Annotated in this window: 11 protein-coding genes; 4 read left to right on the plus strand and 7 right to left on the minus strand. The window is 37.5% G+C overall.

What is annotated here, in order from left to right; genetic code table 11:
- Window positions 1–249: 249 nt before the first annotated feature.
- Entirely contained in the window at window positions 250–1512 is a 1263-nt protein-coding gene (gene tyrS / locus V6E76_RS10145; RefSeq protein ID WP_247352573.1) for a tyrosine--tRNA ligase, read from the minus strand.
- Between the two features lie 402 nt (window positions 1513–1914).
- Here tyrS and V6E76_RS10150 point away from each other — a divergent pair, with 402 nt between their 5' ends.
- A complete protein-coding gene (locus V6E76_RS10150; RefSeq protein WP_247352525.1) occupies window positions 1915–4449 on the plus strand; it encodes a transglycosylase domain-containing protein in 2535 nt (844 codons plus the stop codon).
- Between the two features lie 92 nt (window positions 4450–4541).
- Here V6E76_RS10150 and V6E76_RS10155 read toward each other — a convergent pair whose 3' ends face one another.
- Window positions 4542–6209, minus strand: coding sequence for a formate--tetrahydrofolate ligase (locus V6E76_RS10155; protein WP_247352527.1), 1668 nt, complete (start codon window positions 6207–6209; stop codon window positions 4542–4544).
- Between the two features lie 140 nt (window positions 6210–6349).
- Complete coding sequence (gene acsA, locus V6E76_RS10160; RefSeq protein WP_499797809.1) at window positions 6350–8017, minus strand: acetate--CoA ligase; 1668 nt, start codon at window positions 8015–8017, stop codon at window positions 6350–6352.
- A gap of 244 nt (window positions 8018–8261) precedes the next feature.
- On the opposite strand from acsA, the gene V6E76_RS10165 reads away from it, so the two are divergent.
- Genes V6E76_RS10165 through V6E76_RS10175 form a run of 3 tightly spaced genes read left to right on the plus strand, consistent with a single transcriptional unit; the run spans window position 8262 to window position 10692 of the window.
- Window positions 8262–8894 carry an N-acetyltransferase gene (locus V6E76_RS10165; RefSeq protein ID WP_247352532.1) on the plus strand — a complete coding sequence of 211 codons (633 nt, stop codon included), beginning with the start codon at window positions 8262–8264 and terminating at the stop codon, window positions 8892–8894.
- Window positions 8895–8911: 17 nt separating this feature from the next.
- Entirely contained in the window at window positions 8912–9547 is a 636-nt protein-coding gene (locus V6E76_RS10170; RefSeq protein ID WP_247352534.1) for a CBS and ACT domain-containing protein, read from the plus strand.
- Window positions 9547–10692, plus strand: a complete 1146-nt coding sequence (locus V6E76_RS10175) for an acetoin utilization protein AcuC (RefSeq protein ID WP_247352537.1) — start codon at window positions 9547–9549, stop codon at window positions 10690–10692. The genes V6E76_RS10170 and V6E76_RS10175 overlap by 1 nt, the downstream gene beginning before the upstream one ends.
- Window positions 10693–10806: 114 nt before the next feature.
- Here V6E76_RS10175 and ccpA read toward each other — a convergent pair whose 3' ends face one another.
- The 4 genes from ccpA to murC form a co-directional block, all read right to left on the minus strand.
- On the minus strand, window positions 10807–11796 hold the full coding sequence (ccpA, locus tag V6E76_RS10180) for a catabolite control protein A (RefSeq protein WP_247352539.1): 990 nt from the start codon (window positions 11794–11796) through the stop codon (window positions 10807–10809).
- Between the two features lie 162 nt (window positions 11797–11958).
- Window positions 11959–12387, minus strand: a complete 429-nt coding sequence (locus V6E76_RS10185; protein WP_198687538.1) for a YtxH domain-containing protein — start codon at window positions 12385–12387, stop codon at window positions 11959–11961.
- 33 nt (window positions 12388–12420) lie between these two features.
- Complete coding sequence (locus V6E76_RS10190) at window positions 12421–12891, minus strand: DUF948 domain-containing protein (RefSeq protein ID WP_247352541.1); 471 nt, start codon at window positions 12889–12891, stop codon at window positions 12421–12423.
- 90 nt (window positions 12892–12981) lie between these two features.
- On the minus strand, window positions 12982–14283 hold the full coding sequence (gene murC, locus V6E76_RS10195) for a UDP-N-acetylmuramate--L-alanine ligase (protein WP_247352543.1): 1302 nt from the start codon (window positions 14281–14283) through the stop codon (window positions 12982–12984).
- Window positions 14284–14289 lie beyond the last annotated feature (6 nt).

A 14289-nucleotide genomic window follows, 5' to 3' on the forward strand; every position in this document is an offset into this window, starting at 1 on the left:
ACGGATTCTCATGTCGTTTTTTTGTGCTTGTATTTAAATTGTGATTATATTTCTATAAGTGGCCTAGCAATTATATATTTATAGATAAAATATCTCAAAAAGTCTATAAGTCTCTTCAGAATCACACACTTATAGACAAATCAGTCCTAAAAATCTATAAGTCACCTTAAAAACAACCACTTATAGACAAAACGCACTTGACTCCTCAAGGGGTCAAGTGCGTTTTATATTTAGCTTAGAAATTACCTTTTATTTGTAATATACAATCGTGTATTTCTTCTTACCACGTCTGAACACTGTGAAATCATTGTCTACCTTATCCGCTTCTGAGATTTCATGGTCTAAGTTTTGCTGTCTTTCACCATTGATGTATATCGCACCGTTTTGAATATCTTCACGGGCTTGTCTTCTTGATGATGAGATGCCAGCATTGACAAGGACGTTTACTAAATTATTATCTTCAGCTTCAACTGTAGCAGATGGTGCATCTTTAAGCGCATCTTTAATTTGACTCGCATCTAAAGATTTAATATCTCCACTAAATAATGCTTCTGTTACTTTCTTCGCCTCTTCTAGTCCGTCTTTACCATGTATAAATTCAGTAATTTCTTCGGCTAAACGTTTTTGAGCTTTTCTTAAGTGTGGCTCAGTTGCAACTGATTCTTCTAGTGCCTCAATTTCTTCACGTTCTACAAAGGTAAATAGTTTCAAGAATTTAATAACATCTTCATCTGATTGGTTTAACCAGAACTGGTAGAATTCATAAGGCGATGTACGGTTTTTATCGAGCCAAATATTTCCTGACTCGGTCTTACCGAATTTCTTACCATCAGCTTTCGTAATCAGTGGAATAGTTAAGCCTTCTGAATTCGTCGTACCATACATACGTCTCATTAATTCAAGACCACTAGTGATATTACCCCACTGATCTGATCCACCAATCTGCATGCGTACATTGAATACTTTATTTAAGTGACCAAAGTCAATTGCTTGTAAAATTGTGTAAGTAAATTCTGTATATGAAATACCAGTTTCCAATCTCGTTTGGATTGCATCTTTCGATAACATATAGTTCAACCCAACATGTTTACCGTAATCTCTTAGGAAAGATATTAAACTGATGTTTTGTAGCCAGTCTTTATTATTTACGAGTACTGCAGCATTTTCATCACTAAAGTCAAAGATCGTCTCCATTTGCTTTTTAATACCCTTAACATTCTCATCAATTTGTTCTTCGGATAAAAGCTGACGCTCATCTGCTTTAAAAGATGGGTCTCCGATCATCCCTGTACCGCCACCAATTAAAACAACTGGACGGTGTCCATATTGCTGGAAGCGTCTCAATGTTAAGAATGGGACTAAGTGACCAATGTGTAAACTATCTGCCGTTGGATCGGCACCACAATATAAAGAAATTTTCTCACTTTCTAACATCTTGTTAATTTCATCTTCATCAGTCATCTGATATACAATACCACGGTATTTTAAATCTTCTAATAAAGTTGTCATAATAGCCTCCTATAATTTTTTAATAAATAAAAAGCACCCATACATATAGTATGGGTGCTGACACGGTACCACCAAACAATTTATCTCTAAATAGAATATACGTAATTCTAGACGTTCAAACTAACTTATGAGTGTATTCATCTAGATATCCTCACAGACTCTCACCAACCGTCTGCTCTCTGAATCAAATAAAAAGATTACTTGTCTCACCGCTTGAATTTATTCATTAAATTTACATCAGTATATTATAATCAGGAGATTAAAGTCAAGTTGGTGAGGTCTTATAGCTTGAAAATTACAGATTTTAAGCTAATATGGAATGGTTGATTATCATAGTATTTTCGGTCTTTTATCGCTAGGGAGCACTGAAAACATGTGATATAATCTTTTTAATAGGAGGTTGGCATGAAAAAGAAAAATGACTTTATTGATAATATAAAGAAGATGTTTTCGCGCAGTGACTCTGATAAGAAAACTGACAAGATTCACGGCGAGACTGCGAAGGACAAATATCAAAATACAGTCGCCCGCTTTAAAAAAGCTGGGTCTCCACTTAGAGTAACATTCTTCACAGCGTATGATACGATTTGGAATGTTGTTTTATTCTTACTATTAGCAGTTACTCTACTTGGACTATTTCTTTTCAGCATCGGTCTTGGCTATTTTGCAGCACTTGTTTCTGATGAGGAAGTGCTCGCTGAAGATGAAATCCAAACTGCCCTGACAGAAATGACTGAAAGTACGTCTGTGACTTTTGGTTCCGGTGAAGAACTCGGAACACTTCGTTCAGATCTTATACGCGAAACCGTCTCATATGACGAAATCTCTGAAAACGTAATGAATGCCCTTATCGCTACAGAAGATGAACATTTCTATGAGCACAACGGTGTTGTACCTAAGGCATTTATGAGAGCTTCTCTTCAGGAGTTATCTGGTAGTGAAGCAAGTTCAGGAGGTAGTACCATTACCCAGCAGTTGGTCAAAAACCAAATGCTAACTAACGACCCTACTTTCGATAGGAAGGCAACTGAGTTACTACTCGCATTTAGAGTCGAGAATATATTATCGAAAGAGGAAATATTACAAGCATACTTAAACGCAGTATCATTTGGTAGAAATGCGAATGGCCAAAACATTGCAGGTATCGAATCTGCAGCTCAAGGTGTCTTTGGAAAGCCTGCAGCTGAGTTAAATATTGCAGAGAGTGCCTTTTTAGCAGGTTTACCGCAAAACCCATATGCATACACACCGTTTAATCAAGATGGGTCAATGAAAGAACCTGAACTGTTAGAAGCAGGTAAGAACCGTCAGGAGTTTGTTCTTTCAAGAATGTTGACCGAAGGTGTCATTACCCAAGAAGAACATGATCAAGCTGTCGGCTATAACATCTATGAAAATATGGCTTCTAGCGTGGTTGTTCCAAACCAAAACTACCCATTCTTAACCGATGAAGTTGAACGCCGTGGTGTCGAAGTCATCAAATACATCTTGGCAGAAGAAGAAGGCGTAAGTCGTGAGGATGTTGACTCTACTCCACTCTTAGACCAAGAATACACTCAAAAAGCAAATGATGCATTGCGTAACGAAGGTTACCAAATCGAAACAACAATCGATAAGGAAATTTACGACACAATGCAAGACACTAAAAATAATAATTTCAACTATTATGGACAACGTTCAAGTTTAGATGCCTTGAATGCTGTTCAAGGTGAAGAAGAGGAAATTCTAGATCATGAAGTTGGTATGATTTTAAAAGATAACCAATCTGGTAAAATATTAGGTTTTGTTGGCGGCCGTAACTATGAAAATTCAGAAGTTAACCACGCAACACAGACAACACGTCAGGCAGGCTCGACTATGAAACCACTGAGTACTTATGCACCTGCCATTGAAGAAGGCTTGATTGCACCTGATACTGTCTTACTCGATGAAGAGTTCAACAACAATGGCTATCAACCAGCAAACTATTCTGGTGACGAGTACGGTTTAGTTTCTGCCAAACACGCACTCAGCAACTCTTACAACTTAAGTACCTTGAGGTTATGGTCAGAAGTTAGAAATCATGATCCATATCAGTACTTAGATGCAATGAATATGAGTGTACCTGAACAACTCGTTGGTATTACTTCATTACCACTTGGTCCACTCGATACGTCAGTTGAAAGCAATGTCGATGCCTTTTCTACTTTTGGTAATCAAGGTGAAATGAATGAAAGTTATATGATTGAAAAGATTACTTCTCCAACAGGTGAAGTCGTCTATGAACATCAAGGCGATCCAACTCGAGTATTTAAGGAATCTACTTCATTCTTAATGGCAGATATGTTGAAAGAATCCTTTGTTTCTGGTTCGGTTTACCATATTAAAGATTACTATGAAGCAGTCAGTGACGTTTACGATTGGTCAGCAAAAACGGGTACATCAGAGCAATTTGTCGATTCCTGGATGATTGGTTTTAACCCTAAAGTTACCTTAGGAATCTGGATGGGTTATGATAGAAATATTCCTCAAGTGTATGATACTGATGCGGAAACACATCCACATATCTACAACTGGAGAAACATGGCACAAGCTTTAACAGCAGTCGCTCCAGAAACGATGGGTGCATACGAAGAATTCCAACAACCATCATCAGTTAGAACAGAAGATTTCTGTGCATTAACTATGGAATTAGAAGATGATTGTTCAAGAAGTATGGATCGACCAATTGAAGGTTTAATTGCTGAAGATACACAATTCAGTGATAAGAGTTCTCTAAATGATCCTGCAATTCAAGCAAGAATGGGTGCAGGTATTGACTCAAGTCTATCTAACGGAGATCTAAGAGGAACTGTGACGAGAACTTATGATGACACTTATAGAGTCCCGAGAGGTTCTTCAAGTAGTAGCTCAAGTGATGACGAAGATGAAGATGAAGACGAGGAAGAGGACGAAAACTAAATACTTGAATGAGGCGGGAAATTTCCCGCCTTTTTATTTGATTTCAACCAAAAAACCACTCGATGCTTAGCATAGAGTGGTTTAACTTATCTTTAGAATAATCCTGTTGAAGATCCATCTGCATTAACATCCATGTTGTTTGCAGAAGGGACTTTAGGAAGTCCTGGCATTGTCATGATATCACCAGTCAGTGCAACAACGAATCCTGCACCTGCTTTAGCGATAACCTCACGTACTGTTACAGTGAAGCCTGATGGACGTCCAAGTTTCTTAGGATCATCTGATAATGAGTACTGAGTCTTAGCCATACATACCGGGAAGTTGCCCCAGCCGTTCGCTTCGATATCAGCAATTTGTTTTTTAGCTTTGTCTGTAAGTACTACGCCGTCACCGCCGTATACTTCAGTAACAATTTTTTCAATTTTGTCAGCGATTGGTAATTCATCTTCATATAAGTGGTGGAAGTCATTTCCTGCTTCAACAGCTTCAAGTACTTGCTCTGCAAGTGCAACGCCGCCTTCTCCACCTTTTTCCCAAACTTGTGTAAGTGCAACGCGTACGCCTTGCTCTTTACACCAGTCAAGAACGAAGTTTCTTTCTTCGTCAGTATCTGTTACGAAGTCATTTAAAGCAATAACTGGTTCTACACCAAATTTACGAGCGTTCTCGATGTGCTTACCTAAGTTAGCAACACCTTCTTTAAGTGCATCAACGTTTGCTTCACCTAAGTCAGCTTTTGCAACGCCACCGTTCATCTTAAGCGCACGGATTGTAGCAACTAAAACGATCGCATCAGGTTTGAATCCACCCATACGCGCTTTAATATCCATGAATTTCTCTCCGCCTAAGTCAGAACCAAATCCACACTCTGTAACAACGATGTCTGCAAGTTGTCTCGCAGTGTTTGTTGCAATGATCGAGTTACAACCATGTGCAATGTTAGCGAATGGTCCACCGTGGATTAGAGCAGGTGTACCTTCCATAGTCTGTACTAGGTTAGGTTTAATTGCTTCTTTAAGAAGTAATGCTAATGCACCTTCTACCTCAAGCTCCCCAACTGTTACAGGTTTTTTGTCATATGTGTAACCAAATACAATTTTAGATAATTTTTCTTTAAGATCCATGATGTCATTTGATAAACAAAGAATAGCCATAATTTCACTAGCTACTGTAATATCAAAACCATCTTGACGAGGAACACCTTTAGTCGGTCCACCTAGACCAACAACAACTTCACGTAGAGCACGGTCATTCATGTCGATAACACGTTTCCAGCTCACACGGCGTGGATCAATGTTTAACTTGTTACCGTGGTGAATGTGGTTGTCAATAAAAGCACTTAACGCGTTATTCGCTGTAGTAATCGCGTGTAAGTCACCGTTAAAGTGAAGGTTAATTTCTTCCATAGGTAGAACTTGTGCTTGTCCACCACCAGTTGCGCCACCTTTAACACCCATTACAGGTCCTAATGAAGGTTCGCGTAAAGCAACCATTACATTCTTACCAATTTTGTTGAATGCATCACTTAGGCCAACAGTTACCGTTGATTTACCTTCACCAGCTGGTGTAGGGTTCATCGCAGATACTAATACAATCTTAGAATCTTCTTTGTCACCTTCTAAATTGTTGATGTCAACCTTAGCCTTATATTTACCATACATTTCTAACGCATCTTCAGGAATACCTGCTTTTTTAGCAATATCCTGGATCGGTTGTAATGTTGCTTTGGAAGCAATTTCCTGGTCAGTCAAATGTGCCATCTTCTCAGCTCCTAAATAAATATTGTACGTTGTAAATCGATTTCACAACTCCACTATCATTATTACATAAAAAAAGAAAATCGACCATATAAAGCGGTCGACTTTCCGTTATTTGTGAATTTTTTCAATAAATTTTTGATTTAGTTATCGTCCATGGATGATAAATCGCCCGCCGGCAAGTCTAATTCCCAAGCTTTTAGTACACGTCTCATAATCTTACCACTGCGTGTTTTAGGAAGACTATCTTTAAATTCAATTTCTCTTGGTGCAGCGTGTGCAGCTAAACCATTTTTCACGAACACTCTAATTTCTTCTTTCAATTCATCGGTAGGTTCATAACCATCTCTTAAAGCAATGAATGCCTTAACAATTTCACCTCGAATTGGATCAGGCTTACCAATCACACCCGCTTCTTGAACTGCCTCATGTTCAACAAGTTTAGATTCGATTTCAAATGGTCCAACTCTTTCACCAGCTGTCATGATGACATCGTCCACTCGCCCTTGGAACCAGAAATAGCCTTCTTCATCCATGTAAGCTGAGTCACCGGAAATATACCAGTCACCGATGAAATAAGAATCATATTTAGGTTTATTCTTCCAAATCTCTCTCATCATGGCTGGCCAACCTGCTTTAAGTGCAAGGTTCCCCATACGGTTAGGCGGTAACTCTTGTCCTTGGTCATCAACTATTGTTGCTTCTATACCTGGTAGTGGTTTACCCATTGAACCTGCTTTAATGTCAATAGATGGGAAGTTAACAATCATATGTGCACCCGTTTCTGTCATCCACCATGTATCATGGATTCTTAGACCGTACACGTCCATTCCCCATTTTACTACTTCTGGATTTAGAGGTTCACCAACTGATAAGATATGTCTTAGTGATGATAAGTCATATTTTTCAACAATATCATCACTTGCACCCATCAGCATTCTAAAGGCCGTTGGTGCACTATACCAAACCGTTACTTTTAGCTTTTCTAAAGCATCATACCATGATTCAGGTGAAAATCTTCCACCTACGATGACATTTGTTGCACGGTTCAACCAAGGTGCAAAAATGCCGTAAGATGTACCTGTTACCCAGCCTGGGTCAGCTGTACACCAATACACATCATCTTCTTTTAAATCTAAAACATATTTACCTGAAATATACTGCTGAATCATAGCTTCTTGAACGTGCAATACACCTTTTGGTTGACCAGTCGAACCACTAGTGTAATGGAGAATTAAGCCATCTTCTCGGTCTAACCATTCTATTTCAAAATCAACTGATGCGTCTTTCACTAGGCTTCGATAGTCAATACATTGATCATCGACATTATCACCTACGACAACAACGTTTTTTAGTTCCGGTAATTCATCAACTGGGATTCTCCCGACGAGTTCAGTACTCGTAATCACTGTTGACGCATCACTATTTTCTAGTCTATCTTTTACTGCTTTTTCCATGAAAGCTTCAAATAATGGTCCAACAATTGCACCGATTTTTAAAGCACCTAAAAGAGAGAAGTATAATTCAGGTGAGCGTGCCATGAAGATAAAGACACGGTCTCCTTTTTTTACCCCTATATCTTTTAATACATTAGCAGCCTGGTTTGATTTTTCTTGAATTTCTTTAAAAGTAAATGATTGAATCTCATCATCTAATTTGTAATGAAGGGCAATCTTATCCCCATATCCGTCATCGACATGACGGTCAATCAGTTCATATGCCATATTTACTTTACCGGTTTCATACCATGAAAATTGTTTACTTACTTCTTCCCAAGATAGGTTTTCTTTCGCCGCTTCGTAATTCGGCATGTTTGCTTGTTGATCTGTTGCTTTGTATGTTTCTACTTTCATCTTAACGACGCCCCTTGTTTGTGATATTAATTCCGTTTATATAGCCATTATATTGAAAGATGATTTAAAATTCTATGAAAAAGACTAAATTCCTAGAATTTTCCCACAAAAAAATAAACCGTTTTCACTTTAGTATATATTCACTCTAATATATAATATAGATGAGTAGTAACGTATATAAATTTCTTTAAGGGGTGTTTCGTTGAAGCATCAGAAAACGTACTATAAAACAGAAACTAACGCTAACGATTACACTGTAATTATAGAAGGTCCACTCACATCAGATGAACTAAAACATTTTACATTTGATGATGGCTTAGATGCCTTTAGGCAGCCTAAAGACCAATTCCAAGCACTTTTAGAAATTGCAGATTTAAATGAAGGGCGCATTATTATATGCAGAATTGATGACCATATTATTGGTTACGTCACCTTCTTACATCCCGACCCACTTGAGAGATGGTCAGATGGAAATCTCCCCTTCATAATGGAACTCGGTGCAGTGGAAGTCACTTTACCATATAGAGGCTATAGCCTAGCCAGTCACATGCTAGAGTTATCTATCAAGGATCATTTTGTCGAAAATTACATCATAATTACGACAGAATATTACTGGCACTGGGACTTAAAAAACAGTGGTCTCGATGTCTATGAATATAAAAATTTAATGATTAAATTGATGCAACGTGCAGGCTATGAAGTATTTCAAACGAATGACCCAGAAATTACTGGCCACCCAGCCAATACTTTAATGGCTAGAATTGGCCGCAATATAAATGATGAACAAATGCAACAATTCGATGAAATTCGTTTTAAAAACAGATTTTTAATCTGACGAAAGGTGCGTATTGAATGTTAGTAGAAAAGATTATGACCAGCCAAGTTAAAACTCTACATGAGAATGATACAATCCACGATGCAATGAACATGATGAGCAGCTTAGCAATTCGACACGTACCGATTGTTAACGATGCTGGCGATCTTGTAGGAATTATTTCCGATAAAGACCTCAATCTCGCGCTTCCTTCCATTGCAGGTGGTGATACTGAAATTTCTTTGGACCTAGAACTTAAAAAAATTATGAGACAACAAGTGACAACTTGTCATCCACTAGATTTTGTCGAAGAAATCGCCAAGGACTTTTACCATTATAGTATTGGGGCAATCCCAGTGATGAGCGGTAAGGAATTAGTAGGCATTGTCACTCAAAAGGATATGTTAAATACATTTTTAGAATTAACAGGTATTAGAGAGCCTGGTTCCATTATCGAAATAGATATCAAGGACCGGATGGGAATTATATATGATCTAGGTAAAATATTTAAAGATTTAAACATGAAAATCGCCAGTATCTCAATTTATCCAAATACTGAAGTCAAAGGCAACAAAATCATTGTCTTAAGAATTGAGGCCATGAACCCGCTCATCGCAATAGAAAAATTAGAAGCTTCAGGCTTTAATGTGATTAGTCCGGGTGGGATGCATTGATGAAACCTCTATACATTTATGATGATGAATTATTAAAATATCGCTTTAGTGACAGTCATCCTTTTAATCAGATGCGGCTAAAGTTAACCACTGACTTGTTAAGAGACAGTGGTTATTTAACTACAGAACATATTGTTAAACCAAGAACTGCTACTATTGAAGAACTCTCCTTAGTGCACTCAAGTGCATATATTCAAGCTGTTCAAGATGCAGGTCATAGTTTGTTATCAGCCGAAGAACTGATTAAGTACGGCTTAGAAACTGAGGACACACCAAGTTTCAAAGATATGCATGAAAAGTCTGCCCTACTCGTCGGAGCCACACTGACAGCAGTGGACCTTGTTATGACTGGAAAAACGAATCAAGCAGTTAATTTATCTGGTGGTCTTCATCACGGCTTTAGTGGTAAAGCAAGCGGCTTTTGTATCTATAACGATGCTGCAGTTGCCTGTGAATACATCGTCCAGAATTATAATAAGACCGTACTCTATGTAGATACAGATGCTCATCATGGCGATGGTGTACAATGGACTTTTTACGGACGTAATGATGTTGCGACCTTATCTATACATGAAACAGGACGTTACCTCTTCCCAGGGACAGGTAGCGTAACAGAAAGAGGGACTGAAGAAGGATTTGGATATACGGTCAACTTACCAATCGATGCATTCACTGAAGATGATTCTTTTCTAGAAGTATTTAAGAAATCTTTAGAAGGTGCGATTCAAAAATTCAAGCCTGATCTCATACTCAGTCAAAATGGTGTCGATGCACATTTTAGAGATCCAATGACTCACTTATCATTGACGTCAAAATCATTTGAAGAAATACCTAGGTTTGTTAAAAAAATGGCCGATCAATATACGAACGGTAAATGGATTGCTATCGGTGGTGGTGGCTATAATATATGGCAGGTCGTTCCAAGAATGTGGAGTCAGATTTGGTTGGCTATGAATGAAGAAAAAGCACCGAGAGGTCTCTTGCCTACTTGCTTTATAGAAAAATATAAAGATGAATGCAAGGTCGATTTTCCGCTCAATTGGGAGGATACACTAGAAGATTATATGGAAATTCCTCGACGAAAGGAAATAACAGAGAAAAATCAAAATACTTTAAATAGAATTTTAATGTATTTTGAACAATAAATGTAAAGCGTATGCCTAAAACCGAGGCATACGCTTTTTTATACAATTACAAAATAAAACACCTACTTAGGACGGACGAAAATGTCCATCTCTAGTAAGCGTTCATGTGTATCACTATCTAGTTGTCGTTCTATAATCGATACGGTGTGGTAATTCAACCATTGTCGTATCCACACTCTCTTCGTTCATTAATTTAGTTAATAAACGCATGCCAACAGCACCTAAATCATAAAGTGGTACTGCAATGCTCGAAATTTTCGGTCTAACCATTGTAACAAGCCTTGTATTTGAACAGCTGATGATTTGTAACCTTTGTGGCATCGCAACGCCGTGATCGTGACCACCATGTAAAATACCGATTGCAGCTTCGTCACTAATGACAATTACTGCATCTCTTTCTTTCTCCATCAGATCACCGAAAATTTCTTTACCACTATCATAATCAGCAGCATCTTCAACCATTAAATAGTCATCACCATTTAATCCAGCTTCTTTATAAGCGGCTTTCATACCTTCAACCATACGGTTTTCCTGGAAACGTGAATAGCCAGCTGTAATGAAACCGATGTTCTTGGTGTCATCTTTAATAAATTTTGTTGCCGCTTCTTTAGCAGCCTCAAAATAGTTAATGTTGACACTCGGTATGTCACTTTCGACTTCCCCACTACCACAGATTACAACAGGCACATTTGATGAAGAAATATCTTCTCTTACCTTATCGTTTAACTTACCACCAAGAAATACAATACCATCAACTTGTTTACTCACTAAGTTTAAGAAGGCATTTTCCTCTTTTCTTGGATCCTGATCTGTATTTGTAATAATAATTTGATAATTATACATTTCTGCAATATCTTCTAAGCCTCTTGCAAGTGCAGAATAATAAAGGTCTGATATATCAGGAATAATAACGCCGACCGTCGTTGTTTTTTTACTTGCTAGACCTCTCGCAACAGCATTTGGTCTGTAGTTTAACCTGTCTATAACATCTTTAACTTTTTTCCTTGTTTCTGGTTTGACATTTGGATTACCATTTAAGACTCTAGAAACTGTTGCCATGGAGACTTTTGCTTCTCTAGCCACATCGTATATCGTTACTGTCATAATATCCCTCCGAGTCTAATAGTGAAATGTAAGCGTTTTATATATATTAATATATCAAAAATGTTAGCACTCTCATAGCACAAATATACAAACATTATAACAAAAAAATTCAGTCACATGTAGTGACTGAATAAAATACTCATATTCTTTTCTTTGAAAAGCTTACTTATCGACGTATTTTGACATATCAACAACATTCGCTTTGTCTAAATTATCATCTGCAACTTCATCTCTTATTGCTCTCTTTTGAGCTTGGACATCCTCAGAATCAAGTTTCTTTACTCTAGATTTCTCATCTAGTTCTGCTTTCTTGTGAAGCACTTTCTCTTTAACATCTCCAAACTTCTCATCTAACACTTCAGTAAATGAAGGACCATCGTGTCCATCCTCATTTTTAACTGAATCCTGTAATCGTTTAATGTCATCGCGTAATGCATCTCCCGATTTCGGTGCGATAAACAATCCGCCGACTACACCCGCTAGAAGACCAAGTGCAAGTCCGAAAGTGAAGTCTCTGCCAGTAGATCGTTCGACAGTAGCATCATATGTGTCGATGCCTTGAATGTGTCTGTCTCTATTGTACGTTTCCATGATTTTACCTCCAAACAGGATTAATCATTACACTTACAAGTTTTCGTCATTTTGTACGTTAACCTTACCGTAAGCATTATTTCTTTGTTGTTGTCTTAACTGCCATTTGTCTGCAATTTCCATTGCAACATTTGACCATTGAACAACTTGTGAGATTTTCTCTTCATTTTGTGAAATGTTGTGAGTAATTGAATTTGTCACACGATCAACTGAATCATTCAAGTTAGTGACAGAGTAACCAACACCTTGAACAGCATCTACAACAGCATTAAGTTTTTCTGATTTACCTTGAATATCTTCAACAAGTCTGTTTGATTTGTGAAGTAAGTCAGTAGATTCACGTGTAATACCTTGAATTTGTCCATCTAAACCATCGAGTGTATCAGCTACGTGGTCTAAGTTTTTCTTAACTGAGAATAATACAACTGCAATCGCGATACATAATACTAAAAATGCAATCGCAGCTACGCCTGCGGCAATGTATAAAACTATTTGCCAATCCATTTTAACGCCTCCAATATTTCTTAACTGTTTTCTTAATTATCATAGCCTAAATTTCATAGCAATAAACATAAATTTCAATTATTTTATTGTTTAAGATAATAATTCTGTGAAGCGTTTTTCATATTTTTGAATGTCACCCGCACCCATAAAGATAATCACTCCATCTGAGTGTTGATCTAAACTTTCTAAGTTTGCTTCAGACAGAGATTCTGCACCGTCTATTAAGTCAACTAAATCTCTTGACGTTAAATTACCACTTGCTTCCCGAGCTGATCCAAAAATATCAACAATATAGGCTTTATCTGAAGCAGATAAGGCTGTTGCAAATTCTTTTAAGAATTTCTCTGTTCGTGAGAAAGTATGCGGTTGAAAGACTGAAATAATCTCTCTATTTGGGTATTTTTTACGTGCGGTTTCTAGAGTTGCTTCAATTTCTTTCGGGTGATGTGCATAATCATCGACGATCACCATGTTGTGAAGTTTAGTTTCTGAAAATCGACGTTTGACGCCACCATAGCTTAAGAATGAAGCTTTTATCGCTTCAATATCTAATTTTTCTAAGTAAGCAATTCCGATGACAGCAAGTGAGTTTAAAATTAAATGGTCACCAAACATTGGTGTTTTAAAAGTTTCAAAGTAGGCGCCATCAATTTTTACATCAAAGGTTGTACCATTCTCACTAACGACAACATTCTCTGCAACAATATCATCATCGCTATCAATACCGTAAGTCACGACTTTTTTCCCTAAATCTTTTATTTCTTGTATGTGAGCGTCACCACCGTAAGCAACAATTGCTTTTTTCACCTGTGATGCCATCTCTTTAAAAGCATCAACGACATCTGAAATATCTTTGAAGTAATCGGGATGATCAAAGTCTATATTAGTAATGATGGCATAGTCCGGATAATAGCTCAGAAAATGGCGTTTATATTCACACGACTCAAATGTAAAGTATTCACTTTTTGGTAGTCCAAAACCAGTACCGTCACCGATTAGATAAGTTGTATCTACCGAGCCATTCATCACATGACTCAAGAGGCCTGTTGTAGAAGTCTTACCATGTGCACCAGTGACCGCAACTGATATATAATTGCTCATAAACTCAGCAAGGAATACATGATAACGCACCACTTCATAACCTAAGTCTCTCGCTTTTTTAATTTCAGGATGATCATCTTTAAAAGCATTACCTGCTATATATGTCATCCCTTCAACAATATTATCTTCAGAGAATGGAAGTATTTTTATACCCTTTTTACGGAGTGGTCCTTCAGTAAACACTTCATTTGTAATATCAGAGCCTTGAACGGTATGTCCAATGTCATGTAATACCTGAGCTAAGGCACTCATACCCGCACCTTTTATTCCGATAAAATGATATTTCTTCACGATTAC

Origin of the sequence: Jeotgalicoccus huakuii (genome assembly GCF_036665975.1) — a bacterium.
GTDB lineage: Bacteria > Bacillota > Bacilli > Staphylococcales > Salinicoccaceae > Jeotgalicoccus > Jeotgalicoccus marinus.

What these genes read in the sequence shown, in the direction of transcription:
- V6E76_RS10155 (WP_247352527.1), bottom strand. Translation starts at nt 6,209, where the DNA reads ATGGCACATTTGACTGACCAGGAAATTGCTTCCAAAGCAACATTACAA.
- acsA (WP_499797809.1), bottom strand. Translation starts at nt 8,017, where the DNA reads ATGCCGAATTACGAAGCGGCGAAAGAAAACCTATCTTGGGAAGAAGTA.
- V6E76_RS10185 (WP_198687538.1), bottom strand. Translation starts at nt 12,387, where the DNA reads ATGGAAACGTACAATAGAGACAGACACATTCAAGGCATCGACACATAT.
- V6E76_RS10190 (WP_247352541.1), bottom strand. Translation starts at nt 12,891, where the DNA reads ATGGATTGGCAAATAGTTTTATACATTGCCGCAGGCGTAGCTGCGATT.
- V6E76_RS10150 (WP_247352525.1), top strand. Translation starts at nt 1,915, where the DNA reads ATGAAAAAGAAAAATGACTTTATTGATAATATAAAGAAGATGTTTTCG.
- V6E76_RS10170 (WP_247352534.1), top strand. Translation starts at nt 8,912, where the DNA reads ATGTTAGTAGAAAAGATTATGACCAGCCAAGTTAAAACTCTACATGAG.
- V6E76_RS10175 (WP_247352537.1), top strand. Translation starts at nt 9,547, where the DNA reads ATGAAACCTCTATACATTTATGATGATGAATTATTAAAATATCGCTTT.
- ccpA (WP_247352539.1), bottom strand. Translation starts at nt 11,796, where the DNA reads ATGACAGTAACGATATACGATGTGGCTAGAGAAGCAAAAGTCTCCATG.